The sequence below is a fragment of the Streptomyces sp. NPDC031445 genome, from assembly GCF_055581365.1.
The window spans coordinates 803,383-829,661 of sequence record NZ_JBVIJO010000002.1 but is presented as its reverse complement, the minus strand read 5'-3'; the positions used below and the strand labels follow the sequence as shown (position 1 = coordinate 829,661).

Below are 26,279 nucleotides of genomic sequence, written 5' to 3'. Positions count from 1 at the left end.
TCGTATGGTGGAAGTCGTTTTCCGAAATCGATACCTGCCGGGGAACCCCGCGTGAACACAACGTCCGTAACCCGGGGCGAGTACCACGTACTCGGCGGTAGGTGCGACGATCGGACGGCACAACTAGCGACACGGTGAAAGCAGAGGAAGTCGGCCATGGCAACGGCGCCCAGCGTCTCCTACTCGATGACGATCCGGCTGGAGGTGCCCGCGAGCGGAACCGCCGTCTCGCAGCTCACCACCGCCGTGGAGTCCTCCGGAGGCTCGGTGACCGGCCTCGACGTCACCGCGTCCGGCCACGAGAAGCTCCGCATCGACGTCACCATCGCGGCCACCTCGACGGCCCACGCCGAGGAGATCGTCGAGAAGCTGCGCGGCATCGAGGGCGTCACGCTGGGCAAGGTCTCGGACCGTACGTTCCTCATGCACCTCGGCGGCAAGATCGAGATGGCGTCGAAGCACCCCATCCGCAACCGTGACGACCTCTCCATGGTCTACACGCCCGGTGTGGCCCGGGTCTGCATGGCCATCGCCGAGAACCCCGAGGACGCCCGCCGCCTCACCATCAAGCGCAACTCCGTTGCGGTCGTGACGGACGGCTCCGCCGTGCTCGGCCTCGGCAACATCGGTCCCAAGGCCGCGCTGCCCGTCATGGAGGGCAAGGCGGCCCTCTTCAAGCGCTTCGCCGGCATCGACGCCTGGCCGATCTGCCTGGACACCCAGGACACCGACGCCATCGTGGAGATCGTCAAGGCGATCGCCCCCGGCTTCGCCGGCATCAACCTGGAGGACATCTCCGCGCCGCGCTGCTTCGAGATCGAGGCCCGGCTGCGCGAGGCCCTCGACATCCCCGTCTTCCACGACGACCAGCACGGCACCGCCATCGTCGTGCTCGCCGCGCTGACCAACGCCCTGCGCGTCACCAGCAAGGCGATCGAGAACATCCGGGTCGTCATGTCCGGCGCCGGCGCGGCCGGCACGGCCATCCTCAAGCTGCTGATCGCCGCCGGCGTGAAGAACGCCGTCGTCGCCGACATCCACGGGGTCGTGCACGCCGGCCGCGAGGACCTGGTGAACGCCCCGGCCGACTCGGCGCTGCGCTGGATCGCCGACAACACCAACCCCGAGGGCCTCACCGGCACCCTGAAGGAGGCCGTGCGCGACGCCGACGTCTTCATCGGCGTCTCCGCCCCGAACGTCCTGGACGGCGCCGACGTGGCCGCCATGGCCGAGGGCGCCATCGTGTTCGCGCTCGCGAACCCGGACCCCGAGGTCGACCCGGCGGTCGCCCGGCAGACCGCGGCCGTCGTGGCCACCGGCCGCTCCGACTTCCCGAACCAGATCAACAACGTGCTCGTCTTCCCGGGCGTCTTCCGCGGCCTGCTGGACGCCCAGTCCCGCACGGTCAACACCGAGATGATGCTCGCCGCCGCGAAGGCCCTCGCCGACGTGGTGACCGAGGACGAGCTGAACCCGAACTACATCGTCCCGAGCGTCTTCAACGACAAGGTCGCGGGCGCGGTCGCCGGAGCGGTCCGCGAGGCCGCGAAGGCGGCCGGGGCGACCGTCTGATCAGGGCGTGGCGTACTGTGCTGGGGGCTGTGAGCATCACCACGGCGGCCCCCCGCACCGGCGCGTCGTGGAACCCCGCGATGCCGGGTGCGCTCTAGGGTGACGGCCGAGCAGGCGCTTTTCGTGCGACTCCCCAGGGTGTTCTCACGACTCCTACGGGTGCCGGATTGGCTTTCCCGCCGCAGGTAGGGGCAGGATGCTCCCCCAGGGACTTCGTCCCAGGGGGCACCCCCAAGGGCGCGAGCGCATCGGCATCGCAGTGCCTCGGGCGGCTCCGCCGCGTGGCACACCCCAACGGCAAGAAAAATACGGGAGTAACAACATGAACCGCAGTGAGCTGGTGGCCGCGCTGGCCGACCGCGCCGAGGTGACCCGCAAGGACGCCGACGCCGTGCTGGCCGCGTTCGCCGAGACCGTCGGCGAGATCGTCGCCAAGGGCGACGAGAAGGTCACCATCCCCGGCTTCCTGACCTTCGAGCGCACCCACCGTGCCGCTCGCACCGCGCGCAACCCGCAGACCGGCGAGCCCATCAACATCCCGGCCGGCTTCAGCGTGAAGGTCACCGCGGGCTCCAAGCTCAAGGAAGCGGCGAAGGGCAAGTGACCTTGCCTTCCCTGTGCCGACGGGACGGCGCGGGGACCTTCTGAAACAACGGCGATGGGGCGGCACCCGGAACACCGGGGCCGCCCCATCGCCGTACGGAAACCCAGCCGCGCTCGAAGGGCGGCCCCCTGCCGCCTGGAGGGGGCCGCCCATTCGTCGTGCGTGGAGGCTAGCCGAGCGCCTTGCCCGGCAGCTCGACCTTCGCGCCGAGTTCCATGAGCTTCTCCATGAAGTTCTCGTAGCCGCGGTTGATCAGGTCGATGCCGTGGACGCGGGACGTGCCCTCGGCCGCCAGGGCCGCGATGAGGTACGAGAAGCCGCCGCGCAGGTCGGGGATGACCAGGTCGGCGCCCTGGAGCTTGGTGGGGCCCGAGACGACCGCGGAGTGCAGGAAGTTGCGCGCGCCGAAGCGGCAGGCGGAGCCGCCCAGGCACTCGCGGTAGAGCTGGATGTGGGCGCCCATCTGGTTCAGCGCGGAGGTGAAGCCGAGGCGGGACTCGTAGACCGTCTCGTGGATGATGGACAGGCCCGTGGCCTGGGTCAGGGCCACCACCAGCGGCTGCTGCCAGTCGGTCTGGAAACCGGGGTGCACGTCCGTCTCCAGCGCGATCGACTTCAGCTGGCCGCCCGGGTGCCAGAACCGGATGCCCTCGTCGTCGATCTCGAAGGCGCCGCCCACCTTCCGGTAGGTGTTCAGGAACGTCATCATCGAGCGCTGCTGGGCGCCGCGGACGTAGATGTTGCCGTTGGTCGCGAGCGCCGCGGAGGCCCAGGAGGCGGCTTCGAGGCGGTCCGGCAGGGCGCGGTGGGCGTACCCGCCGAGCTTCTCCACACCGGTGATGCGGATCGTGCGGTCGGTGTCCATCGCGATGATCGCGCCCATCTTCTGCAGCACGCAGATGAGGTCCTCGATCTCCGGCTCGACGGCCGCGTTGGACAACTCCGTGACGCCTTCGGCCAGTACGGCCGTCAGCAGCACCTGCTCGGTCGCGCCCACGGACGGGTACGGCAGCCGGATCTTCGTGCCGCGCAGCCGCTGCGGGGCCTCCAGGTACTGCCCGTCGGCCCGCTTCTCGATGGTCGCGCCGAACTGCCGCAGCACGTCGAAGTGGAAGTCGATGGGCCGGCCGCCGATGTCGCAGCCGCCGAGGCCCGGGATGAAGGCGTGGCCGAGGCGGTGCAGCAGCGGGCCGCAGAAGAGGATCGGGATGCGGCTGGAACCCGCGTGGGCATCGATGTCAGCCACGTTGGCGCTCTCGACCCGCGTCGGGTCGAGCACCAGCTCGCCGGGCTCATCGCCCGGGCGGACCGTCACCCCGTGCAGCTGGAGCAGGCCGCGGACGACCCGCACGTCACGGATGTCCGGAACATTGCGCAGTCTGCTCGGTTCGCTGCCCAGCAGGGCGGCGACCATGGCCTTCGGCACGAGGTTCTTCGCACCGCGGACACGGATCTCGCCCTCCAGCGGGGTTCCGCCGTGGACAAGCAGGACATCGTCGTTGACGGTCATGAATCTCGCGTTCCGATGAGTTGGTCAGGGGCCGGCCGATCACTGTGCGCACGGGCCGGGAAGACAGGGTAATCGCCGATCACCCCCCGCCCGTAAGTCCACGGACCGCCCAGCCGCGTCATAGCTGTGTCACAACACGAACCGTTCCCTGCCGGGCACATGGGGTCACCGGCGCGGGGACGTGCGCCGGGGTCGCTCCCGTACGCCCTGAGCTGCCTTCACTCCCGTGCCCCCGATTGGCTCCCCACACCGGGGGAAGATGCGGGATCATGTCTGGCATGACCGAGGTGTCCTCGCTCACAGGGCGGCTGCTCGTGGCCACCCCCGCCCTGGCGGACCCGAACTTCGACCGTGCGGTGGTGCTCCTTCTCGACCACGACGAGGAGGGCTCCCTCGGTGTCGTCCTCAACCGGCCCACCCCGGTGGGCGTCGGCGACATCCTGGAGGACTGGGCCGACCTCGCCGGCGAGCCCGGCGTCGTCTTCCAGGGCGGCCCCGTCTCGCTGGACTCGGCGCTCGGCGTCGCCGTGATCCCCGGCGGCGCGAACGGGGACGGCGCGCCGCTCGGCTGGCGGCGGGTGCACGGCGCGATCGGACTGGTCGACCTGGAGGCGCCGCCGGAGCTGCTGGCCTCCGCCGTCGGCTCCCTGCGGATCTTCGCCGGGTACGCCGGCTGGGGCCCGGGCCAGCTGGAGGACGAGCTGGCGGAGGGCGCCTGGTACGTCGTGGAGTCCGAGCCGGGCGACGTGTCCTCCCCGGCCCCGGAGAGACTCTGGCGCGAAGTGCTGCGGCGCCAGCGCAACGAGCTGGCGATGGTGGCCACGTACCCGGACGACCCGTCGCTCAACTGATGCCTGCGAGCTTCAGTACCCTTGCTGGTATGAGCACTCTTGAGCCCGAGCGCGGGACTGGTACGGGGACCCTCGTAGAGCCGACGCCACAGGTGTCCCACGGCGACGGCGACCACGAGCGCTTCGCCCACTACGTCCAGAAGGACAAGATCATGGCGAGCGCCCTCGACGGCACCCCCGTCGTGGCGCTGTGCGGCAAGGTCTGGGTGCCGGGCCGCGACCCGAAGAAGTACCCCGTCTGTCCCATGTGCAAGGAGATCTACGAGTCCATGGGCAGCGGCGGCGACGAGGGCAAGGGCAAGGGCGGCGACAAGTAGGCCGCGCCCCCTCCGCCCGCGGACGGTGAGGTCCCCGGGGCGCGCGTGCGGCGCGTCCCGGGGATCTTCGCGTTCCCCGGCCGCCAACTGGTCCAGACCTCTTGTGGGCTCCTCGCGCAGTGCCTAGCCTTCGGGGCGACGGAGTACCCGTGGAGCGGGCGGCACGAGCGTCGCGTGAGGCGCGACGCCGGGAGGGGCTGATGTCGTGGAACTGATTCCGGCGCCGCGCGCGATCCAGGACCGGCAGGGGTCCGCCGTACCCTTCGGGCCCGGCACCACCCTGTGGGCCGGCGAGGGCACCGAAAGCAGCGAACGCTGGCTGCGCGCCACCCTCGGCGCGGCCCTGGGCCTGCCGCTGCGCCCCGGGCCCCGGGACGCCCGCGACGGCGTACGGCTGCTGCTGGACGACACGCTCGAACCGGAGGCGTACCGGCTCACCGCCGGCGACGGGGGCGTGGAGATCCGCGGCGGCGGGCCCGCAGGCGTGTTCTGGGGCGCGCAGACCCTGCGCCAGCTGCTCGGCCCCGACGCCTTCCGGCGCGCCCCGGTGCGCCCGGACACCGCCCCCGGCGTCCCGTACCAGGTCATCGAGGACGCCCCCCGGTTCCGCTGGCGCGGGCTGCTCCTCGACGTCGCCCGGCACTTCATGCCCAAGGAGGGCGTGCTGCGCTACCTGGACCTGATGGCCGCGCACAAACTCAACGTCCTGCACCTGCACCTGACGGACGACCAGGGCTGGCGCATCGAGATCAAGCGCTACCCGCGGCTGACCGAGATCGCCTCCTGGCGCACGCGCACGAAGTTCGGCCACCGGGCCTCACCGCTGTGGGAGGAGAAGCCCCACGGCGGCTACTACACCCAGGACGACATCCGCGAGATCGTCGCCTACGCCGCCGAGCGGCACATCGCCGTCGTCCCCGAGATCGACGTGCCGGGCCACTCGCAGGCCGCCATCGCCGCGTACCCCGAACTCGGCAACACCGACGTCATCGACACCACCGCCCTTGCCGTCTGGGACAACTGGGGCATCTCGGCCAACGTGTTGGCCCCGACCGACGCCACCCTGCGGTTCTACGAGGGCGTGTTCGAGGAGGTCCTGGAGCTGTTCCCCGCGGACGCCGCCGCGTTCTCGGAGTTCGTCCACGTAGGCGGCGACGAGTGCCGCAAGGAGCAGTGGACCGAGTCCGTCACCGCCAAGACGCGGATCACGGACCTCGGCCTCGCCGACGAGAACGAGTTGCAGTCCTGGTTCATCGGGCACTTCGACGCCTGGCTCGCCGCGCGCGGGCGCCGCCTCATCGGCTGGGACGAGATCCTGGAGGGCGGTCTCGCGCCCGGCGCCGCCGTCTCGTCCTGGCGCGGCTACGGCGGCGGCGTCGCCGCCGCGCGGGCCGGCCACGACGTGGTCATGTGCCCCGAGCAGTACGTCTACCTGGACCACCGTCAGGCCCCGGGCGAGGACGAGCCCGTGCCGATCGGCTTCGTGCGCACCCTGGAGGACGTCTACCGCTTTGAGCCCGTGCCGGACGGGCTCACCGGCGAGGAGGCCCGGCACGTGCTGGGCACCCAGGCCAACGTGTGGACCGAGGTGCTGGAGGACGCCGCGCGCGTGGACTACCAGGCCTTCCCCCGGCTCGCCGCCTTCGCCGAGGTCGCCTGGAGCCCGCTGCCGGCCCCCGCGGACCGGGACTACGCCGGCTTCGAACGCCGGATGGCCGCCCACTACCGGCGACTTGACGCGCTCGGCGTCGCCTACCGGCCGCCGGCCGGACCCCGCCCGTGGCAGAAGCGCCCCGGCGTGCCCGGCCGCCCGATCGAGGGGCCGCCCCCGAACAGGTGACAGCGCGGGGCCGGCCCCGGACGGGCAGAAACCCCGGCAGCATCACCGAAGAGTGGCATTCCGTGCACACCGGCGATGCCGTGCGAAAACGGCCACCACCCTGGTGGGGTGGGCGAATGCCTCCTAGCGGACCCCTGCGTCCGGGCGTCGCGAAGATGTGCCAGAGTTGCGTCGTCCGCCCTGTCAGCACGTACCGTACGGCAACACAGGCGGGACCAGGTGGGGCAGCGGGAAGGGGCAGCCGGTTTGACCACGCACGCACCGCAGACGGCGCAGGCCGTCACCTTGCCCACGACACTGGAGGAGGCCGTGGCGGCCCTGGCCGCCATGCCCACCGCCGTCCCCGTGGCGGGCGGCACCGACCTGATGGCCGCCGTCAACTCCGGCCAGCTCAGGCCCGCCGCGCTGGTGGGCCTCGGCCGGATCAGCGAGATCCGCGGCTGGCAGTACCAGGACGGCCACGCGCTGCTCGGCGCGGGCCTCACGCACGCGCGCATGGGCCGCCCCGACTTCGCGGCCCTGATCCCGGCGCTCGCCGCCGCCGCGCGCGCCGCGGGCCCGCCGCACATCCGCAACGCGGGCACCCTGGGCGGCAACATCGCCTCCGCCGCCCCCACCGGGGACGCGCTGCCGGTGCTGGCCGCCCTGGAAGCGACCCTGATCATCGCGGGCCCGGGCGGAGCCCGCCGGGAGATCCCGGTGTCGCACCTGCTGGCCGGCGTGGAGATGCTGCGCGGCGGCGAACTCATCGGCTACGTGCGCGTACCACTGCTGCACGCCCCGCAGGTCTTCCTGAAGGCGACCGGACGCACCGGACCGGGCCGCGCGCTCGCCTCCGTGGCGCTCGTCCTCGACCCGGCCCGGCGCGGCGTGCGCTGCGCCGTCGGAGCCATAGCGCCGATGCCGCTGCGGCCGCTGGAGGCCGAGCAGTGGGTCGCCCAGCTGATCGACTGGGACAACGACCGCGCCCTCGTCCCGGAGGCCCTGCACGCCTTCGGCGAGTACGTCGCCGCGGCCTGCATCCCGGACCCGGCCCCCGAGCCCGACGGCTCGGTGACCCCGCTTCCGCCCGCCGTACTGCACCTGCGGCGCACTGTCGCCGCGCTGGCCCGACGAGCACTGGGGAGGGCGCTGTCGTGACCGACGACCAGCACGGAGAGGGCACGCCCCAGGGCGGCGGACGCTGGGACCCGCTGCCCCAGGGCGACTACGACGACGGCGCCACCGCCTTCGTCAAGCTCCCCGAGGGCGGCATCGACGCCCTGCTGTCCGGCGACAGCCCGCTGGCCGCGCCCGGACACGGCTACGTGCCGCCGCGGATCACGGCCGCGCACACCGACGGCACGCACACCGACGGCGCCCCTGGCACCTGGCCCGCGCCCGACGGCGGCGGCCCGTGGCCCGACCCGAACGCCACCCCGGCCCCGCCGCACGCCGGGGACGACCGGTTCACCTACCAGCCCGCCGCCACCCAGCACTGGACCTACGAGGAGCCGGCGGCGCCGGCCGCCCCGGGGCACGACGTCACCGGGCAGTGGTCCATCCCCGTCGCCGGGGGCGACCTCCCCGACGAGTCGGGCGAGTTCACCACGTCCTCGCTGGCCGGGCAGTGGGGCGCCGCACCGCCCGCCACACTGCCCGGCGGCGCGCCGGCCCCCTGGGCGACGGACGGCACGGGCCACGCGTACCCCTCCGGGGGCGAGCCGGTGGACGCCCCGGCGCCCGGAGCTCCGGACGCGTACGGCGGGTACGGGCCCGAGGAGGCGTACGGCACCGAGCAGACGTACGGCGCGCAGGACGGGTACGGCGCCGCGGAGGCGTACGTTCCGCAGGACGGGCACGGGCACGGTCCGGGCGGTCGCGCGCAGGGCGGCCACGCCGGGGCCGGTCACCACGACGAGGGCGGCCACGACGGAGCCGGTCACCCGGACGCCGGTCACGTGCACGTCGGTCAGGACGAGGCTGGCCACGACGGAGCCGCGCGCCAGGACGACGGTCACGCCGGTGCCCCCGACGCCGACACGCCCGGCGCCACGGACGCTCCCGCCGCGCCCGCCGAACCGGCCCCGCCCGCGCACGAGTCGGCTCCGCCGGCGCACGAGCCGGCCGAGCCCGCCACGGCGCCGGAAGGCGACGTCCAGGGCGCCGCCGAGGCCCCTGAACGCCCCGCTGACGCCCCGGCGGACCCCGCGGACCCCGCGGGCTCGGCGACCGCGCCGGAGCCCGCCACGGCGCCGGACGCGGACGAGGCGGAGGCACCGGCGGACCCAGCCGCCTCCACGGCCCCCGACACGCCCGACTCCCCGCCGGCAGCCGCACCCGAGGGTGCGGTCGACGCGCCCGCGCCTGACACCCCTGCCGAAGGCACCGAGGCCGCGGAGGACGCCGAGGGGGCCGCCGTACCGCTCCCGCCGCACGACGACCACCCGCTCGCCTCCTACGTCCTGCGCGTCAACGGCACCGACCGCCCGGTCACCGACGCCTGGATCGGCGAGTCGCTGCTGTACGTGCTGCGCGAGCGGCTCGGCCTCGCGGGCGCCAAGGACGGCTGCTCGCAGGGCGAGTGCGGCGCCTGCAACGTGCAGGTCGACGGCCGCCTGGTGGCCTCCTGCCTGGTCCCGGCGGTCACCGCGGCCGGCAGCGAGGTGCGCACGGTCGAGGGACTGGCCGAGGACGGCCGGCCCTCCGACGTGCAGCGCGCGCTCGCCCGCTGCGGAGCCGTGCAGTGCGGGTTCTGCGTGCCCGGCATGGCGATGACCGTGCACGACCTGCTGGAGGGCAACCCCGCGCCGACCGAGCTGGAGACCCGGCAGGCCCTGTGCGGCAACCTGTGCCGGTGCTCGGGCTACCGGGGCGTCCTGGAGGCCGTCAAGGAGGTCGTCGCCGAGCGGGAGGCGGCCCACGCCGGCCCCGCGACGGACACGGACGAGGCCCGCATCCCGCACCAGGCCGGCCCCGGCTCCGGAGGCGTCCACCCGTCGGCCTTCGAGGCGCCCGGCGCGTTCGACCCCCCGCGGCGACAGGACACGCACGAGACGCCCGACCCGTACGGGACGCCGGACGCGTACGACACGCCCGACGCGTACGGCGGACCGGACACGTACGACGCACCGGACCCGTACGGCACGCCGCCGGGACCGCACGACCAGCACTACGGCCAGGACGGAGGCCAGGCGTGAGCAACGAAGCCGGCACCGCGACCACCGCCGCGGAACCCGCCCCCGTGGCCGAGGAGCCGCCGCACGGCCTCGGCGCCTCCCTGCCGCACGCCGACGCCCGCGCCAAGACCGAGGGCACCTTCCCGTACGCGGCCGACCTGTGGGCCGAGGGCCTGCTGTGGGCGGCCGTGCTGCGCTCCCCGCACGCGCACGCGCGCATCGTCTCCATCGACACCACCCACGCGCGCGAGATGCCCGGCGTCCGCGCGGTCGTCACCCACGAGGACGTGCCCGGCACCCCGCGCCACGGCCGGGGCACACCCGACCGGCCGGTGTTCGCCTCCGAGGTCGTGCGCCACCACGGCGAGCCCATCGCGGCCGTGGCCGCCGACCACCCGGACACCGCGCGCATGGCCGCGGCCGCCGTCATCGTCGAGTACGAGGTGCTGGACCCGGTCACCGACCCGGAACAGGCTTTCGAGGCCGAGCCGTTGCACCCCGACGGCAACCTGATCCGGCACATCCCGCTGCACCACGGCGACCCGGAGGCGGCCGGCGAGGTGGTGGTCGAGGGCCTGTACCGCATCGGCCGCCAGGACCCGGCCCCGATCGGCGCCGAGGCCGGTCTCGCCGTACCGCGTCCGGACGGCGGGGTGGAGCTGTACCTGGCCTCCACCGACCCGCACACCGACCGCAACACCGCCGCCGCCTGCTACGGCCTGTCCCCCGACCGGGTGAAGATCGTCGTCACCGGGGTGCCCGGCGCCACGGCCGACCGCGAGGACCAGGGCTTCCAGCTCCCGCTCGGCCTGCTCGCCCTGAAGACCGGCTGCCCGGTGAAGCTGACGGCGACCCGCGAGGAGTCCTTCCTCGGCCACGCCCACCGGCACCCGACGCTGCTGCGCTACCGCCACCACGCCGACGCCGAGGGCCGGCTGGTGAAGGTCGAGGCGCAGATCCTGCTGGACGCGGGCGCGTACGCCGACACGTCCTCCGACGCCCTGGCCGCCGCCGTCTCCTTCGCGTGCGGCCCGTACGTCGTCCCCAACGCCTTCATCGAGGGCTGGGCCGTCCGCACCAACAACCCGCCCTCCGGCCACGTGCGCGGCGAGGGCGCCATGCAGGTGTGCGCCGCCTACGAGGCGCAGATGGACAAGCTGGCGAAGAAACTGGGCCTCGACCCGGCCGAACTGCGCCTGCGCAACGCCCTCGCCACCGGAGACGTCCTCCCGATCGGCCAGACCGTGACCTGCCCGGCCCCGGTCGCCGAACTCCTCCAGGCGGTCCGGGACTTCCCGCTCCCGGCGCTGCCCAAGGACACCCCCGAGGAGGAGTGGCTGCTGCCCGGCGGCCCCGAGGGCGCGGGCGAGCCCGGCGCGGTGCGCCGGGGCGTCGGCTACGGCCTGGGCATGGTGCACATGCTCGGCGCGGAGGGCGCCGACGAGGTGTCGACCGCGACGGTCAAGGTCCACGACGGCATCGCGACCGTGCTGTGCGCGGCCGTGGAGACCGGCCAGGGCTTCACCACCCTGGCCCGGCAGATCGTCCAGGAGACCCTCGGCGTGGAGGAGGTCCACGTCGCCCCCGTCGACACCGACCAGCCGCCGGCCGGCGCGGGCTGCCGGGGCCGGCACACCTGGGTGTCCGGCGGCGCGGTGGAGCGGGCGGCCAAGATGGTCCGCACACAGCTCCTCCAGCCCCTGGCGCACAAGTTCGGCATGTCCACCGAACTGCTCCAGATCACGGACGGCAAGATCACCTCGTACGACGGCGTGCTGTCGACCACCGTCGCGGAGGCGATGGAGGGCAAGGAGCTGTGGGCCACCGCCCAGTGCCGCCCGCATCCGACCGAGCCCCTGGACGCCGCCGGACAGGGCGACGCCTTCGTGGGCCTCGCCTTCTGCGCGATCCGCGCGGTGGTGGACGTCGACGTCGAGCTGGGCTCGGTCCGGGTCGTGGAGCTGGCGGTCGCCCAGGACGTGGGCCGGGTGCTCAACCCGGCCCAGCTGGCCGCGCGCATCGAGGCGGGCGTCACCCAGGGCGTGGGCATCGCCCTCACCGAGAACCTCCGCACGCCCCGCGGCCTCGTCCGCCATCCCGACCTGACCGGCTACGCCCTGCCGACCGCCCTGGACGCCCCCGACATCCGGATCGTCAAACTGGTGGAGGAACGGGACGTGGTGGCCCCCTTCGGCGCCAAGTCCGTCAGCGCCGTGCCCGTGGTGACGGCCCCGGCGGCCATCGCCTCCGCCGTCCGCGCCGCCACCGGCCGCCCGGTCAACCGCCTCCCGATCCGCCCGCAGGCGGCGGTGGTGACGGACCGGTGAGCACACCGCCGCCCGAGGAGCCGCGCTACGAACCCGCGCCCGGCGTGGGCAAGTTGTTCCTGTGGATCCTGCTGTTCGTGGTCGCGGCACTGGCCGTGGTCCTGGGCGGGATCTACTTCACCTGAGGGGTCCGGCCCGGCGAACGGAGCGGTCCCGCTCTTTTCCGCGCACGCGCAACGGTCCCGGCTCGCCGGGCGTCCTTCCTCGTGAAGGCCGTTGTCAGTGGGGCGGCGTAATGTGCTCGGCAGTGGGGGGCACCTGCCCGCGGGCGGCGTACGACGGGGTACGCGGACCTGCCACGCACCGGGAGATCGCGGGGGAGCGATGAGCACGACGGACGCCGAGGTTCCGGCGATCACGCTGAGCGAGGCGGAACTGGACCGCTACGTCACGCACGCGCCGACGCGCGGCCTCCTCACGGGCGCCGGACTGCCCGCGGAGAGCACCCTGCTGACCTTCTCCCCGCTGCGCACGCACGGCCTGCGCACCCTCGCCGACGCCGCCGACGGCCCCTTCCACCTGGCGGAGGAACTGCGCGGACGCCTGGTCATAGGCGAACTGCTCACCCCGGCCGGCCTGGAGCGCCGGTCGATCCTGCTCGACGGCGCCACGGGCGAGCTGACGACGGCCTACCTCTTCGACCCGTCCGAGCCGCGCCCCTTCGCGCCCTCCCTGAACACGCTGCTGCGCTTCGCCGCGGTCACCGAGGAACTGGCGGGGTTGCGCGGCCGGTTCGCCTCCCTGGCGGGACAGTACGGCCCCGGGACCGTCACCGAGGCCTCCCGCCGGCTGCTCACCCTCTTCGAGGAGGGCACGGACGGCGAGGTCCCGGCGTACTGGAAGGCGGCGGCCCTGATCCGCCCGCTCTCCCTCATCGCCGGCCCCGGCACGGCATCGGGCCTCACCCTGGACGTCCCCGCGCGCGTCCTGGACCAGCAGTTCGGGCACGGCAGGGTGGTCCGCTTCGAGGAGGTCGACTTCCCGAAGACGCTCACCCACGAGCCGACCCGCCGCTTCCTGAGCGAGACGGGACTGCCGGAGAAGGCGGTCCTCTTCCACGCCGACACGGACGTCCCGCTCCCCACGCTCCGCGAGTACTTCACCCAGGAACGTCCCGAGTACCCCCTCGCCGAGCTCCCGGCCCACTGCGACCACCTGATCCGCCTCGGCCACCTCCTGGAGGACACCAGCCTGGTGGTCGACGGCCGGACGGGCGCGGTCCTCACCTTCAGCGAGCCCGAGGCGGCCCTGCACCCCCTCAACAGCGACGTCTCCACCCTGGCCGTCACCCTGTGGCTCATCCACCACGAGCGCACGATCGACGCCCACCTGGGCCACGAACTGTCCACCCACGCCTACGACCACCTGGTCGCCCTGATGATCGGCACCCTCCACGCGATCGACCCGACGGGCACCGCCCCGGAAACGACCTGGCACTACTGGACGAACCTGTTCCATGACGAGACGGGCGGGGTGTTCTGACACCCGCGGGATGCTTCCCTTTCCGACGGAGGGCTGATGCCGTCAAGTGCGGATCTCGCCGCGTGGGTCGGCGCCGCGGGGACGTGGGCGGCACTGGCAGCCGCGGTCTACGGAGCGCGCGCTGCGTTTCACATGATCCGAGTGGAGCGTGACCGGGATCGCCAGCAACAACGTCAGCAGCAGGCGGATCAGGCGTCCAGTGTGGCGGTCTGGGTCGGTCGCCCTTTCGGCAGGAACCGCCCGGACCTCTTGGCGACCAGCATGGCCTACAGGCGTGAGGACTTCTTTCCCGACATTCACTTGGTCAATAGCTCACGTCTGCCCGTCTACGAGGTCAGGATCTTCGTCTGGGTCGAATTCAGTGATCGCCCGATTCACTGGCAAGATCGCGTCATCCTCCCGCCCACGCCCGGACCCGTGATCGCCAGCGCGTATGTGGACGCGGCCCCCGATGCCGCGCGAGTCATGGAGCAGGTCGTCGGCGTCAGCATCGCCTTCCGTGACGCTGAGGGGAAGCACTGGCAGCGCACGCGAAACGGGTCTCTTCGTGAGATCGACGTCAACGATGTGATGCAGCGGACGGGAGTTGCCGACGGTGACGGTTTCGTGCAGCCCCAGGATCTGGAAGACGTGGATCCGCGGAACCTGAGGCGATCGCCAGGCGATGACTGAGACGGACGAGCGAAAGGGGCGGCATCCGTGAGGGTGCCGCCCCTTTTCTCGCCTGCTCGGACATCAGAGGCCGTGGCGGGAATCGAACCCACGTAACTCGCTTTGCAGGCGAGTCCCTAAACCACTCGGGCACACGGCCGTGTTCGTGAGAAGAACGTACGGGGCGGGGCGTGAGGGGTTCAAGGGGAGCGGAGGCGCTGCAACGGGACTGCCATGTGGCGTTCATGAAGCGGGGCGGGACGTACGACCAACGGCCTAGCGGGGGTCGGACTCCTGACAGGGGCCAAAGTGCGTTGTGGGCCTTACTCTGTCGCACATGAGTGCCCTTGGATCCCGTGAGCCCGACGTCCTCGATCCGCCCGCCGAGCAGGACGGCGGTGTGCTGAGCAGGGCGTACCGGGCGCTGAGTGTCGGGATCGTGTCCGTCGTGGTGCTCATCGCGTTCGAGGCGACGGCCGTGGGGACCGCCATGCCGGTCGCCGCGCGGGAGCTGGACGGCCTGGCGCTGTACGCGTTCGCCTTCTCCGGGTACTTCACCACCAGCCTCTTCGGGATGGTGCTCGCCGGGCAGTGGTCCGATCGGCGGGGTCCGCTCGGAGCGCTGACGACCGGCATCGCGGCCTTCGCGGTGGGGCTCGTCGTCGCCGGGACCGCGCAGGTCATGTGGACGTTCATCCTGGGTCGGGCCGTGCAGGGGCTCGGCGGCGGGCTGGTCATCGTCGCGTTGTACGTCGTCGTGGGGCGCGCCTACCCGGAGCGGCTGCGGCCCGCGATCATGGCCTCCTTCGCCGCCGGCTGGGTCGTCCCCTCGATCGTCGGCCCCCTCGCCTCCGGCGCCGTCACCGAGCACCTCGGCTGGCGCTGGGTCTTCCTCGGCATCCCGGTCCTCGTCGTGTTCCCGCTCGCCCTCGCCCTGCCCCAGATACGGCGGCGGGCGGCCGGCCCGGTGGACGCGCAGGCCGGCGCCGGCTCCTTCGACCGGCGGCGGATCCGGCTCGCGTTCGGGATCTCCCTGGGCGCCGGGCTCCTCCAGTACGCCGCCCAGGACCTGCGGCCCCTCGCCCTGCTCCCGGGACTGGCGGGAGCGGCCCTGCTGGTGCCCGCCGTGCTCGGACTGCTGCCCCGCGGCACCTACCGGGCCGCCCGCGGCCTGCCCTGCGTCGTGCTGCTGCGCGGGCTGGCCGCGGGGTCCTTCATCGCCGCCGAGTCGTTCGTGCCGCTGATGCTGGTCACCCAGCGCGGGCTGTCCCCGACGCTCGCCGGGTTCTCGCTGGCGGCCGGCGGCGGGACGTGGGCGCTGGGCTCGTTCGTGCAGTCCCGGCCGCGCCTGGCGCCGTACCGGGAGCGGCTGATGACCGTGGGGATGGTGCTGGTCGCCGTCGCGATCGTCACCGCGCCGAGCGTGCTCCTGCACTCCGTGCCCGTGTGGACCGTGGCCGTCGCCTGGGGCATCGGCTGCTTCGGGATGGGCCTGGTGATCTCCTCCACCAGCGTGCTGCTGCTCCAGTTGTCCGCCCCGGAGGAGGCCGGCGCCAACTCCGCCGCGCTCCAGATCTCCGACGCCCTGTCCAACGTCGTGCTCCTGGCGGCCACCGGCGCGGCCTTCGCGGCCCTGGGCGGCGGGAGCACCGCGGCCACCACGGGGTCCGGTGGCGGGCATCCCGCCGCCTTCGCCGCCGTCTTCCTGCCGATGGCGGCGGTGGCGGTGGCGGGGGCCTGGGTGACCACACGGCTGCGGGACCGGCCGGCGCCGGCGCGGTGACAGGGGCGGGGGACACCTGTGCGGACACCTGCACGGAGACAGGGGCGGGGGACGGTGGTGGGCCGGTGGCTGCCGCGGGCTTGTGACGTCGCTCCCACCCTCGGGCGAGGCGGGGTCGTCCGCGCGTCGAGCGGAGGGCGGCGCCGGTAGGGTGGCCCGGTTGTCATACGTAGCCGCCCTACCCCGCTCGGAGACCGTGACTACCACCGCCGCCTCGCCCGCTTCCTCCCACCACCTCTCGCCCGCCTTCCCGGGCCGGGCCCCCTGGGGTACCGCCAGCAAGCTGCGTGCCTGGCAGCAGGGGGCGATGGAGAAGTACGTCCAGGAGCAGCCGCGTGACTTCCTCGCCGTCGCCACGCCCGGCGCCGGCAAGACGACCTTCGCCCTGACGCTGGCCTCGTGGCTGCTGCACCACCACGTCGTACAGCAGGTGACCGTGGTCGCGCCGACCGAGCACCTGAAGAAGCAGTGGGCCGAGGCCGCGGCCCGGATAGGGATCAAGCTCGACCCCGAGTACAGCGCGGGCCCGCTCGGCAGGGAGTACGACGGCGTGGCCGTGACGTACGCCGGTGTCGGCGTGCGCCCGATGCTGCACCGCAACCGGGTCGAGCAGCGCAAGACCCTGGTGATCCTGGACGAGATCCACCACGCCGGCGACTCCAAGTCCTGGGGCGAGGCCTGTCTGGAGGCGTTCGAACCGGCGACGCGGCGCCTCGCGCTGACCGGCACGCCGTTCCGGTCCGACACCAACCCCATCCCCTTCGTGACCTACGAGGAGGGGGCGGACGGGATCCGCCGGTCCGCCGCCGACTACACGTACGGCTACGGGTCGGCGCTGTCGGACGGGGTCGTCCGGCCGGTGATCTTCCTCTCCTACAGCGGCAACATGCGCTGGCGGACCAAGGCCGGCGACGAGGTCGCCGCGCGGCTCGGCGAGCCGATGACCAAGGACGCGATCAGCCAGGCCTGGCGTACGGCCCTCGACCCGCGCGGCGACTGGATGCCGAGCGTGCTGCGCGCCGCCGACCAGCGGCTGACCGAGGTCCGCAAGGCCATCCCGGACGCGGGCGCGCTCGTCATCGCCTCGGACCAGGACTCCGCGCGCGCGTACGCCAAGCTCATCCGGGAGATCACCGGGACGAAGGCGACGCTCGTCCTCTCGGACGACGCCGGCGCCTCGAAGAGGATCGACGAGTTCAGCGCGAGCGACGAGCGGTGGATGGTCGCCGTGCGGATGGTGTCCGAGGGGGTCGACGTACCGCGGCTCGCGGTGGGCGTGTACGCGACGACCATCTCGACCCCGTTGTTCTTCGCGCAGGCCGTCGGGCGCTTCGTGCGGTCCCGGCGGCGCGGCGAGACCGCGTCCGTGTTCCTGCCGACCGTGCCCGACCTGCTGACCTTCGCCAACGAGATGGAGAAGGAGCGGGACCACGCCCTCGACAAGCCGAAGAAGGAGGGCGAGGAGGACCCGTACGCCGAATCCGAGAAGGAGATGGAGGAGGCGAACAAGCAGCAGGACGAGGACACCGGCGAACAGGACATGCTGCCGTTCGAGGCGCTGGAGTCCGACGCCGTGTTCGACCGCGTGCTGTACGACGGCGCCGAGTTCGGCATGCAGGCGCACCCCGGCAGCGAGGAGGAGCAGGACTACCTGGGGATCCCGGGGCTGCTGGAGCCCGAGCAGGTGCAGTTGCTGCTGCAGAAGCGGCAGGCCCGGCAGATCGCGCACAGCCGGAAGAAGCCGGACACCGAGGCCGACCTGCTGGAGCTGCCCGCCGAGCGGCGGCCGGTGGTCACGCACAAGGAGCTGATGGAGCTGCGCAAGCAGCTGAACACGCTGGTCGGCGCGTACGTCCACCAGAGCGGGAAGCCGCACGGGGTGATCCACACCGAGCTGCGGCGGGTGTGCGGGGGGCCGCCGAGCGCGGAGGCCACGGCGGGACAGTTGCGGCAGCGGATCGAGAAGGTGCGGGAGTGGGCTACGCGCATGCGGTGACGCTGCGCTGGGCTTGGGGGGTTGTTCTGCCCACCCGCCCACCCGACTCGGTCCGCCGGGAGGGCACCGCCCGGAGGCTCCGCCCCGGACCCCGCAGGGGTGGGCGGGTGGCCCGGGTGGGTGGCTCGCTTCGCGGGGGCTGCGGGGTGCGAGGGTGCCGTGCGTCGGTGTCGGTGCGGATCTTCGTGTGTGCGTATCCGGACGAATGCAGGCAGGCCGGATCTGGGCTTGCCCGGATTCTGGACGAAGACTTCCGCTCAGCGAACCGGCTTCGCTACTGTCCGGCTACGCACACGCCCCGTGGCAGCGCCGCCGCGGAGCGCAGCCGTGAAGCGACTAGGTCCGGGAGCCGCCGGGCCGTCCTGCCGATCGGCGGCCTCTGAAGCGCGTCGCCGACGGGACTCGGTGACGCATCCGCCGAACAGGGGACGCCGACCTCACCGCCGAAGGAGTGGGCGTCGTGACCGCGGAGACCTCTCAGACGCTCGACCGGGGACTGCGCGTCCTCAAGCTGCTGGCCGACACCGACCATGGGCTGACCGTCACCGAGTTGTCCACCAAACTGGGCGTGAACCGGACCGTGGTGTACCGGTTGCTCGCGACGCTGGAGCAGCACGCGCTCGTACGGCGTGATCTGGGCGGGCGAGCCCGGGTCGGACTGGGCGTGCTGCGGCTCGGACGGCAGGTGCATCCGCTGGTACGGGAGGCCGCGCTGCCCGCGTTGCGGTCGCTCGCGGAGGACATCGGGGCGACGGCCCACCTCACGCTCGTGGACGGGTCCGAGGCGCTGGCCGTCGCGGTGGTGGAGCCCACCTGGACGGACTACCACGTGGCCTACCGGGCCGGGTTCCGGCATCCGCTGGACCGGGGCGCGGCCGGCAAGGCCATCCTCTCCGCACGGCAGTCGCCGTCCTCCGACCCCGGGTACACGCTCACGCACGGGGAGCTGGAGGCGGGGGCGAGCGGGGCCGCGGCGCCCCTGGTCGGGGTGACGGGCGTCGAGGGCAGTGTGGGCGTGGTGATGCTCGCGGACGCCGTGCCGGAACGGGTGGGCGCGCGCGTGATGGAGGCGGCGCGGGAGGTCGCGGAAGCGTTGCGCTGAGCCCGACCGGTGCGGCGAGGGCGCCGTCTCTCCGGCCTCCCCTCCCACTCCGCCGGCCCTTGGCCTGGCGGGGCCGGTACACGTCGTGACGGAACCCGTACGCAGAAGGGCACCTCTGCGCACCGCGTCCTCACGCCGACGGGACTCCCACCCGTCCCGGCGGGCTCCACATCCGCGCGGGACTCGATCCGGTTTGGCGGGACTCCGACCCGGCCTGGCGGGACTCCGATCCGGCCTGGCGGGACTTCCACCCGGTCCGGCGGGGGTCGCACCGGTCCCGGCGGAGCTCCCACCCGGTCTGGCGGGGCTCGCACCCGGTCCGGCGGGAGAGCCCGCACCCGTCTCGGCGAGGCCCGCACCCGTCTCGGCGAGGCCCGCACCCGTCTCGGCGAGGCCCGCACCCGTCCGGGCGGGGCCCGCACCCGTCCCGGCAGGGCTCCCACCCGTCCGGGCGGGACTCGCATCCGTCCGGGCGGGACTCGCAGCCGTCCGGGCGGGACTCCCACTCGTCCCGGTGGGGCTCGCACCCGTCCCGGCGGGGCTCCCACCTGGTCTGGCGGGGCCCGCACCCGTCTCGGCGGGGCTCCCACTCGTCCCGGTGGGGCTCGCACCCGTCCCGGTGGGGCTCGCACTCGTCCCGACAGGGCTCCCACCCGGTCCGGCGGTGGAGCCCGCACTCGTCTCGGCGGGGCCCGCACTCGTCCCGGCGGGGCTCCCACCCGGTCCGGCGGTGGAGCCCGCACTCGTCCCGGCGGTACTCGCACCCGGTCCGGCGGGACTCGCACCCGGCCCGCGGAACCCCACCCGGCCCGCGGAACCCCCACCCGGCCCGCGGAACCCGCACCCGGCCCGCGGAACCAGCACCCGGTCCGCGGGACCCCCGCCCGGTCCGGCGGGACCCGTACGCGGCGGAAGGTGTGCCTGGTCGGCGCGTTAGATTGAGTTCGTGCTCTCACGTCTCACACGCCTCCAGGCCCTCGCCGTCTGCGCGCTGCCCGTCGTGGCCCTGCTCGCCACGGCCGCGTTCGCGCCGCTGCCGTTCTCGGTGGCGCAGCCCGGCATGACGGCGAACGTGCTCGGGCGGAACCAGGGCACCCCGGTGATCACGGTGTCCGGGGCGGAGACCCGCAGGACCAGCGGGCAGCTGCGGATGACCACCATCGAGGCGACCGGTCCGGACGCCCGGGTCGGGCTCGGCGACGTGGTCGACAGCTGGTTCCGTACCGACCGCGCGGTGCTGCCGCGCGACTCGGTCTACCCGAGCGGCGACACCGTCAAGGAGATCGAGCAGCACAACGAGGCACAGATGCGGCAGTCCCAGGACGCGGCGACCCAGGCGGCGCTGAAGTACCTCGGCCTCGGCGCCGACCGGGTGAAGGTGACGCTGAGGCTCGCCGACGTGGGCGGGCCCAGCGCGGGGCTGCTGTTCTCCCTGGGGATCGTCGACAAGCTGGACGGCGACGGCAGCGGCGGCGACCTCACGGGGGGCCGCGTCATCGCCGGTACGGGCACGATCGACGCGGCCGGCCGGGTCGGCGCGGTCGGCGGGGTGGCCCTGAAGACCCGGGCCGCGCGCCGCGACGGGGCCACCGTCTTCCTGGTGCCGAAGGCGGAGTGCGCCGACGCCGGGGCGGAGCTGCCGAAGGGGCTGCGACTGGTCCCGGTGACCACGCTCAAGGGCGCGGTGGACTCCCTGGTGGCGCTGGAGAAGGGCAAGGGCCCGGTGCCCAGCTGCTGATCCACGGGTTCGGGACCGCCTACGACCGTTCGATGTCCGCCGCCTGCTCCACCAGCGGGATGATCCGCAGCGGAACGGGGTTCTCCATGACGATCGCCGTGGAGGCCCGGACGATGCCGTCGAAGCCGACGACCCGGTCGATCACCCGCTGGAGATCGGCGTTCGAGCGGGCCACCAGCCGGCACAGCATGTCCCCGCTGCCGGTGGTGGTCAGCAGCTCCAGCACCTCCGGCACGGTCGACAGGTACGCCCGTACGTCGGCGCCCTGGCCCTGCCGGATCTGCAGGGTGGCGAACGCGGTGACCGGATAGCCGAGGGCCGCCGGGTCCACCTGGGGACCGAAGCCCCGGATCACCCCGCTCGACTGGAGGCGGTCCAGCCGCGCCTGCACGGTCCCGCGCGCCACGCCCAGCCGCCGGGACATCTCCAGCACCCCGATGCGCGGCTCCCGGGCCAGCAGCACGATGATGCGTCCGTCCAGATGATCGATCGCCACGGGACCCCCAGAGATGGTCATCCTGTACAGAAAGACCGCCGATACGGCCGTACCACTGGTCAGGCTGCCCAGCGATTGCGCGAACTATTGCGCACCTTGCAGAGCGGAGCCACCCTTCGGCTATGACGCAGACCACAGACCTCACTCCCGGTACGGCCGCCCGGCAGGACGATCCCTTCCCGGTCAAGGGAATGGACGCGGTCGTCTTCGCCGTGGGCAACGCCAAGCAGGCGGCGCACTACTACTCCACCGCCTTCGGCATGCGGCTGGTCGCCTACTCCGGACCGGAGAACGGCAGCCGCGAGACCGCCAGTTACGTGCTGGAGAGCGGCTCCGCCCGCTTCGTCCTCACCTCCGTGATCAAGCCGAGCAGCGCCTGGGGCCGCTTCCTCGCCGAGCACGTGGCCGCGCACGGCGACGGCGTCGTCGACCTGGCCATCGAGGTCCCGGACGCGCGCGCCGCCTACGCGTACGCCGTCGAGCAGGGCGCGAGGAGCGTCACCGAGCCGTACGAGCTGAAGGACGAGCACGGCACGGTCGTCCTCGCCGCCATCGCCACCTACGGCGAGACCCGGCACACCCTGGTCGAGCGCACCGGCTACGACGGCCCCTACCTGCCCGGGTACACGGCCGCCCGGCCGATCGTCGAGCCGCCCGCCCAGCGCGTCTTCCAGGCCGTCGACCACTGCGTCGGCAACGTCGAACTCGGCCGGATGAACGAGTGGGTGGCCTTCTACAACAAGGTCATGGGCTTCACGAACATGAAGGAGTTCGTGGGCGACGACATCGCCACCGAGTACAGCGCGCTGATGTCGAAGGTGGTCGCGGACGGCACCCTCAAGGTCAAGTTCCCGATCAACGAGCCCGCCATCGCCAAGAAGAAGTCCCAGATCGACGAGTACCTGGAGTTCTACGGCGGCGCGGGCGTCCAGCACATCGCGCTCAACACCAACGACATCGTGCAGACGGTCCGCACCATGCGGGCGGCCGGCGTCGAGTTCCTCGACACCCCCGACTCCTACTACGACACCCTCGGCGAGTGGGTCGGCGACACCCGGGTGCCGGTCGAGACCCTGCGCGAGCTGAAGATCCTGGCCGACCGCGACGAGGACGGCTACCTGCTGCAGATCTTCACCAAGCCGGTCCAGGACCGTCCCACCGTGTTCTTCGAGCTCATCGAGCGGCACGGCTCCATGGGCTTCGGCAAGGGCAACTTCAAGGCGCTGTTCGAGGCGATCGAACGCGAGCAGGAGAAGCGGGGCAACCTGTAACGGCGGGCCCTACTCGCTGGGCGGCGGCTCGTCGGGTACGTCGCCCAGCTCCCGCAGCGCCTCCCGTGCCATCGGCGCCTTCAGCGGCGAGAAGTACGGGTTGATGCGCAGCGCCTCCTCCAGGTGCCGCCGCGCGGGGGCGTACCGCTCCAGCTCCGCCTCGATCACGCCCCGGTGGAACGCGTACAGCGCGCTGCGCACCCCGCCCCCCTTCGCCTTGTCCGTCGCGGTGGTCGCGTAGGTCAGCGCCTCCTCGTCCTCACCCGCCCGGTGCAGCGCCCAGCCCAGCGCGTCGGCCACCTCGATCCCCGGCTGCCGCCCCCACTCCTCCCGCAGCCGCTCCACGCCGTCCCTCGGGTCCCCGTGGTCGGCCTCGAACCGCCCGATCAGCAGCTCCTCGTCCACCCCGCCGGACACGGCCTGCCGCACCGCCGCCTTCATCCGCGTGTACTGCTCCTCGGCGACCCCGGGCTGCCCCAGCGACTCGTACAGCTCGCCCAGTTCCAGCAGATCCGCCGGGTCCGGCCGCCTGGCGACGGCGGCCCGGTACACGGCCAGCGCCTGCGCCGTGCGCCCCAGCGCGGCCAGCGTCCGCGCCCGCCCGACCGATGCCTTCCGCTGGTCGGGATCCAGCCGCAGCGCGGCCTCGAAGTGCCGCAGCGCGTCCGCGAGGTCCCCGCGCTCCCACGCCAGCTCTCCCAGCCCGGTCAGCCACGCGGCCTGCTCCGCCGGGGTGCGGGCGGCCGCCGCCGCGTCGGTCAGCTGGGCCACCGCGTCCTCACGCCAGCCCCGGTCCCGGTACACCGCCGAGGCCCGCGCCATCACGGCCGGCCGCGCCGCCGCGTCGGTGCGCAGCGCCAGCAGCTTGTCCAGGCTGGAGCGGGCCTTCTCGTAGTCGCCGAGCCCGGTGTACGCGTCGATCAGCGGCGGATACGCCTGCCACCGCTTCGGCGCCGCCTTCAGCGCCTGCTCGCCGTAGTCCTTCGCCGCCGGGAAGTCCCGGCGCGCCAGCGCCAGCGCGGCCAGGCCGTCCAGCGCCTCGGTGTTCCGGCCGCCCCGCACCTCCAGCGAGGACCGCAGCGCCCGCTCGGCCTTCGGGTAGTCCGCCGCGTCCCCCGCCCGCCGCCCCCGCTCCACGTACGCCGACCCCAGCACCGCCCACGCCCGGGCGTCCCCCGGCTGCGCCCGCACCAGCCGCTCCTGCCGCCCGATGAGCGCCGTCAGCCCGGGCAGCGCGGCCGGCACCCCGTAGGTCACCGAGGTCAGCGCCGGCGCCTGCGCCCGTGGCCGCGCCGGCGGACCGGCGGCGGGCGGCGCGGCCGGCCCGTGCCGCCGTTCGTGCGGCAGCAGCATCAGCACCGTGCCCGCCACGACACCGCCCGCCAGCGAGGCGACCAGCGCCCGCCGCAGCGCCCGCCGGCGCGCCCGCCGGCGCGGCGCCGGCGGCTCCGGGACCAGGGACGTACCCACGCACTGTCGGTTGTCCATGGCGCTCACTGTGCGTCAATACGACGAGCACATCCGCGTGGCCCCGGAGCGGCACGGGCGGGGTTCACACCGATGGCCGCGAGTGACACGCTGTGATCATGAGCCGTATCGAAGCACCCCGCGACGAGCACACCGGTAACCTCACCGACCGGCTCCTGGCCGGCCTGCCGCCCGAGGCCGTCCTGACGGACCCCGACGTCACGGACTCCTACGCCCACGACATGGCGAGCTTCTGCCCGGCGGGCAGCCCCGCCGTCGTCGTCCTGCCGCGCACCGTCGAGCAGGTCCAGCACGTCCTGCGCACGGCCACCGAACTGCGCGTTCCCGTCGTCCCGCAGGGCGCCCGCACCGGCCTGTCCGGCGGCGCCAACGCCACCGAGGGCTGTGTCGTGCTGTCCCTCACCAAGATGGACCGCATCCTGGAGATCAGCCCCGTCGACCGGATCGCCGTGGTGGAACCGGGCGTGGTCAACGCGGCCCTGTCCCGCGCGGTCGAGGAACACGGCCTGTACTACCCGCCGGACCCCTCCAGCTGGGAGATGTGCACCATCGGCGGCAACATCGGCACGGCCTCCGGCGGCCTGTGCTGCGTCAAGTACGGCGTGACCGCCGAGTACGTCCTCGGCCTGGACGTCGTCCTCGCCGACGGCCGCCTGATGTCCACCGGCCGGCGCACCGCGAAGGGCGTCGCGGGCTACGACCTGACCCGGCTCTTCGTCGGCTCCGAGGGCTCGCTCGGCATCATCGTCCGGGCCGTCCTCGCGCTGAGGCCCAAGCCGCCCCGGCAGCTCGTGCTCGCCGCCGAGTTCGCCTCCGCGGCGGACGCCTGCGACGCCGTCTGCCGGATCATGGAGCGCGGTCACGTGCCGTCCCTCCTCGAACTGATGGACCGTACGACGGTCAAGGCGGTCAACGACTTCGCCCACATGGGGCTGCCCGAGACCACCGAGGCGCTGCTGCTGGCCGCGTTCGACACCCCGGACCCGGCCGCCGACCTGGCCGCCGTCGGCGCCCTGTGCGAGGCCGCCGGCGCCACACAGGTCGTCCCGGCCGAGGACGCCGCCGAGTCCGAGATGCTGTTGCAGGCCCGGCGGCTCTCGCTGACCGCGCTGGAGGCGGTCAACGGCACGACGATGATCGACGACGTGTGCGTGCCCCGCTCGCGGCTCGGCGCCATGCTGGAGGGCGTGGAGCGGATCGCCGCCGCGTACGGCCTCACGATCGGGGTCTGCGCGCACGCCGGCGACGGCAACACGCACCCCACCGTCTGCTTCGACGCCAGCGACCCCGAGGAGTCGCGCCGGGCCCGCGAGTCCTTCGACGAGATCATGGCCCTCGGCCTGGAGCTGGGCGGCACGATCACCGGCGAACACGGCGTCGGCGTCCTGAAGAAGGAGTGGCTGGCCCGGGAGATCGGCCCGGTCGGGGTGGAGATGCAGCGGGCGGTGAAGCAGGTCTTCGACCCGCTGGGCATCCTCAACCCGGGCAAGCTGTTCTGACGAGCCCGGGGCCGTTCACCGGGCGAGGAGGTGGTCGAGCGCGTCGTCGATGCCCAGCCGCCCGCTCTCCGCGCCCGGCGGCACCGCCAGCAGCGTCCGCTCCAGCCAGGCCGACACCTGCGGGACCGGCGCCTGGAGCAGCGCCTCGCCGTCCGGTGAACTCAGCGCCATCAGCACGACACCGCGCCCGTCCGCCTTCGCCGGCCACACCCGCACGTCCCCGTGCCCGCACGGCCGGAACACCCCCTCCACCAGCAGGTCGCGGGCGAACGTCCAGTCGACGGGGTGCGCCGAGTCGATGTGGAAGGTGATGTGGACGGCGTAGGGGTCGTCGGAGCGGTAGCCGAGCCGGGCCGGCACCGGGACGCTCCGCTCCGGCGACAGGATGAGCCTCAGTTCGAGTTCGCGCTCCACCACGGTGTACCGCATGACCAGCGTCTCCTTTCGTGTCGGGGCCGCCGGGACGGGCCCGCACCGGGGGAGAGGGGGCCGGGGCCGGACCATTACGCGGGTCGGGGGACATTCTTTTCGCCGGCCCCCGAGGGAGCCTCGTACGGCGTTGCCCGGAAAGGAGTGGGTCCGGCGGGACTGGCG

21 protein-coding genes and 1 tRNA gene are annotated in these 26,279 nt (G+C 73.3%); 17 read left to right on the top strand and 5 right to left on the bottom strand.

Features of this window, described 5'->3' with window-relative positions:
- Window positions 1-156: 156 nt before the first annotated feature.
- Window positions 157-1,572 (top strand): NAD-dependent malic enzyme, encoded by a 1,416-nt coding sequence (locus ACZ5DC_RS09950; RefSeq protein ID WP_468651146.1) that lies wholly within the window; start codon window positions 157-159, stop codon window positions 1,570-1,572.
- A 322-nt stretch (window positions 1,573-1,894) separates the two neighbouring features.
- A complete protein-coding gene (locus ACZ5DC_RS09945) occupies window positions 1,895-2,176 on the top strand; it encodes an HU family DNA-binding protein (RefSeq protein WP_014673024.1) in 282 nt (93 codons plus the stop codon).
- 169 nt (window positions 2,177-2,345) lie between these two features.
- Here ACZ5DC_RS09945 and murA read toward each other — a convergent pair whose 3' ends face one another.
- Window positions 2,346-3,686, bottom strand: a complete 1,341-nt coding sequence (gene murA / locus ACZ5DC_RS09940) for a UDP-N-acetylglucosamine 1-carboxyvinyltransferase (RefSeq protein ID WP_468651144.1) — start codon at window positions 3,684-3,686, stop codon at window positions 2,346-2,348.
- A gap of 278 nt (window positions 3,687-3,964) precedes the next feature.
- On the opposite strand from murA, the gene ACZ5DC_RS09935 reads away from it, so the two are divergent.
- The 9 genes from ACZ5DC_RS09935 to ACZ5DC_RS09895 all read left to right on the top strand — a co-directional run bounded on the left by ACZ5DC_RS09935 (window position 3,965) and on the right by ACZ5DC_RS09895 (window position 14,333).
- Complete coding sequence (locus ACZ5DC_RS09935; protein WP_189294549.1) at window positions 3,965-4,537, top strand: YqgE/AlgH family protein; 573 nt, start codon at window positions 3,965-3,967, stop codon at window positions 4,535-4,537.
- A 29-nt stretch (window positions 4,538-4,566) separates the two neighbouring features.
- A complete protein-coding gene (locus ACZ5DC_RS09930; RefSeq protein WP_189294548.1) occupies window positions 4,567-4,854 on the top strand; it encodes a DUF3039 domain-containing protein in 288 nt (95 codons plus the stop codon).
- Between the two features lie 205 nt (window positions 4,855-5,059).
- Window positions 5,060-6,694, top strand: a complete 1,635-nt coding sequence (locus ACZ5DC_RS09925; RefSeq protein WP_468651141.1) for a beta-N-acetylhexosaminidase — start codon at window positions 5,060-5,062, stop codon at window positions 6,692-6,694.
- 246 nt (window positions 6,695-6,940) lie between these two features.
- Window positions 6,941-7,834, top strand: a complete 894-nt coding sequence (locus ACZ5DC_RS09920) for an FAD binding domain-containing protein (RefSeq protein ID WP_468651139.1) — start codon at window positions 6,941-6,943, stop codon at window positions 7,832-7,834.
- Window positions 7,831-9,873 (top strand): 2Fe-2S iron-sulfur cluster-binding protein, encoded by a 2,043-nt coding sequence (locus ACZ5DC_RS09915; protein WP_468651137.1) that lies wholly within the window; start codon window positions 7,831-7,833, stop codon window positions 9,871-9,873. Before ACZ5DC_RS09920 ends, ACZ5DC_RS09915 begins: the two co-directional genes overlap by 4 nt.
- On the top strand, window positions 9,870-12,179 hold the full coding sequence (locus ACZ5DC_RS09910) for a xanthine dehydrogenase family protein molybdopterin-binding subunit (protein WP_366750316.1): 2,310 nt from the start codon (window positions 9,870-9,872) through the stop codon (window positions 12,177-12,179). Before ACZ5DC_RS09915 ends, ACZ5DC_RS09910 begins: the two co-directional genes overlap by 4 nt.
- Window positions 12,176-12,304 carry a hypothetical protein gene (locus ACZ5DC_RS09905; RefSeq protein WP_268252813.1) on the top strand — a complete coding sequence of 43 codons (129 nt, stop codon included), beginning with the start codon at window positions 12,176-12,178 and terminating at the stop codon, window positions 12,302-12,304. Before ACZ5DC_RS09910 ends, ACZ5DC_RS09905 begins: the two co-directional genes overlap by 4 nt.
- Window positions 12,305-12,503: 199 nt before the next feature.
- Complete coding sequence (locus ACZ5DC_RS09900) at window positions 12,504-13,661, top strand: SUKH-4 family immunity protein (protein WP_468651134.1); 1,158 nt, start codon at window positions 12,504-12,506, stop codon at window positions 13,659-13,661.
- A gap of 36 nt (window positions 13,662-13,697) precedes the next feature.
- Window positions 13,698-14,333: a hypothetical protein gene (locus ACZ5DC_RS09895; protein ID WP_468651132.1), complete on the top strand. Its 636-nt coding sequence runs from the start codon at window positions 13,698-13,700 to the stop codon at window positions 14,331-14,333.
- Between the two features lie 67 nt (window positions 14,334-14,400).
- On the opposite strand, the gene ACZ5DC_RS09890 is transcribed toward ACZ5DC_RS09895, so the two are convergent.
- Window positions 14,401-14,472: transfer RNA gene (locus ACZ5DC_RS09890), tRNA-Cys, on the bottom strand.
- Between the two features lie 177 nt (window positions 14,473-14,649).
- Here ACZ5DC_RS09890 and ACZ5DC_RS09885 point away from each other — a divergent pair.
- The 4 genes from ACZ5DC_RS09885 to ACZ5DC_RS09870 all read left to right on the top strand — a co-directional run bounded on the left by ACZ5DC_RS09885 (window position 14,650) and on the right by ACZ5DC_RS09870 (window position 20,931).
- On the top strand, window positions 14,650-16,095 hold the full coding sequence (locus tag ACZ5DC_RS09885; RefSeq protein WP_468651130.1) for an MFS transporter: 1,446 nt from the start codon (window positions 14,650-14,652) through the stop codon (window positions 16,093-16,095).
- 196 nt (window positions 16,096-16,291) lie between these two features.
- Window positions 16,292-18,091: a DEAD/DEAH box helicase gene (locus tag ACZ5DC_RS09880; RefSeq protein ID WP_366750321.1), complete on the top strand. Its 1,800-nt coding sequence runs from the start codon at window positions 16,292-16,294 to the stop codon at window positions 18,089-18,091.
- Between the two features lie 460 nt (window positions 18,092-18,551).
- The gene (locus tag ACZ5DC_RS09875; RefSeq protein ID WP_171155776.1) at window positions 18,552-19,193 is read left to right on the top strand and encodes an IclR family transcriptional regulator; all 642 of its coding nucleotides are present in this window, start codon (window positions 18,552-18,554) and stop codon (window positions 19,191-19,193) included.
- 946 nt (window positions 19,194-20,139) lie between these two features.
- Window positions 20,140-20,931, top strand: coding sequence for a S16 family serine protease (locus ACZ5DC_RS09870; RefSeq protein ID WP_468651128.1), 792 nt, complete (start codon window positions 20,140-20,142; stop codon window positions 20,929-20,931).
- A 19-nt stretch (window positions 20,932-20,950) separates the two neighbouring features.
- Here ACZ5DC_RS09870 and ACZ5DC_RS09865 read toward each other — a convergent pair whose 3' ends face one another.
- Complete coding sequence (locus tag ACZ5DC_RS09865) at window positions 20,951-21,427, bottom strand: Lrp/AsnC family transcriptional regulator (protein ID WP_468651126.1); 477 nt, start codon at window positions 21,425-21,427, stop codon at window positions 20,951-20,953.
- Window positions 21,428-21,549: 122 nt separating this feature from the next.
- Here ACZ5DC_RS09865 and hppD point away from each other — a divergent pair, with 122 nt between their 5' ends.
- On the top strand, window positions 21,550-22,698 hold the full coding sequence (gene hppD, locus ACZ5DC_RS09860) for a 4-hydroxyphenylpyruvate dioxygenase (RefSeq protein ID WP_468651124.1): 1,149 nt from the start codon (window positions 21,550-21,552) through the stop codon (window positions 22,696-22,698).
- 9 nt (window positions 22,699-22,707) lie between these two features.
- On the opposite strand, the gene ACZ5DC_RS09855 is transcribed toward hppD, so the two are convergent.
- Window positions 22,708-24,186, bottom strand: coding sequence for a tetratricopeptide repeat protein (locus ACZ5DC_RS09855; RefSeq protein ID WP_468651122.1), 1,479 nt, complete (start codon window positions 24,184-24,186; stop codon window positions 22,708-22,710).
- Between the two features lie 92 nt (window positions 24,187-24,278).
- On the opposite strand from ACZ5DC_RS09855, the gene ACZ5DC_RS09850 reads away from it, so the two are divergent.
- Window positions 24,279-25,685, top strand: coding sequence for an FAD-binding oxidoreductase (locus tag ACZ5DC_RS09850; protein WP_468651120.1), 1,407 nt, complete (start codon window positions 24,279-24,281; stop codon window positions 25,683-25,685).
- A 15-nt stretch (window positions 25,686-25,700) separates the two neighbouring features.
- Here ACZ5DC_RS09850 and ACZ5DC_RS09845 read toward each other — a convergent pair whose 3' ends face one another.
- The gene (locus ACZ5DC_RS09845; protein WP_468651118.1) at window positions 25,701-26,114 is read right to left on the bottom strand and encodes an SsgA family sporulation/cell division regulator; all 414 of its coding nucleotides are present in this window, start codon (window positions 26,112-26,114) and stop codon (window positions 25,701-25,703) included.
- Window positions 26,115-26,279: the final 165 nt, after the last annotated feature.

Bases quoted from the DNA above. Each gene is read 5' to 3' on its own strand.
- ACZ5DC_RS09950 (WP_468651146.1), top strand. From the start codon at position 157: ATGGCAACGGCGCCCAGCGTCTCCTACTCGATGACGATCCGGCTGGAG.
- ACZ5DC_RS09945 (WP_014673024.1), top strand. From the start codon at position 1,895: ATGAACCGCAGTGAGCTGGTGGCCGCGCTGGCCGACCGCGCCGAGGTG.
- murA (WP_468651144.1), bottom strand. From the start codon at position 3,686: ATGACCGTCAACGACGATGTCCTGCTTGTCCACGGCGGAACCCCGCTG.
- ACZ5DC_RS09935 (WP_189294549.1), top strand. From the start codon at position 3,965: ATGACCGAGGTGTCCTCGCTCACAGGGCGGCTGCTCGTGGCCACCCCC.
- ACZ5DC_RS09930 (WP_189294548.1), top strand. From the start codon at position 4,567: ATGAGCACTCTTGAGCCCGAGCGCGGGACTGGTACGGGGACCCTCGTA.
- ACZ5DC_RS09900 (WP_468651134.1), top strand. From the start codon at position 12,504: ATGAGCACGACGGACGCCGAGGTTCCGGCGATCACGCTGAGCGAGGCG.
- ACZ5DC_RS09895 (WP_468651132.1), top strand. From the start codon at position 13,698: ATGCCGTCAAGTGCGGATCTCGCCGCGTGGGTCGGCGCCGCGGGGACG.
- ACZ5DC_RS09885 (WP_468651130.1), top strand. From the start codon at position 14,650: ATGAGTGCCCTTGGATCCCGTGAGCCCGACGTCCTCGATCCGCCCGCC.
- hppD (WP_468651124.1), top strand. From the start codon at position 21,550: ATGACGCAGACCACAGACCTCACTCCCGGTACGGCCGCCCGGCAGGAC.
- ACZ5DC_RS09855 (WP_468651122.1), bottom strand. From the start codon at position 24,186: ATGGACAACCGACAGTGCGTGGGTACGTCCCTGGTCCCGGAGCCGCCG.
- ACZ5DC_RS09845 (WP_468651118.1), bottom strand. From the start codon at position 26,114: ATGCGGTACACCGTGGTGGAGCGCGAACTCGAACTGAGGCTCATCCTG.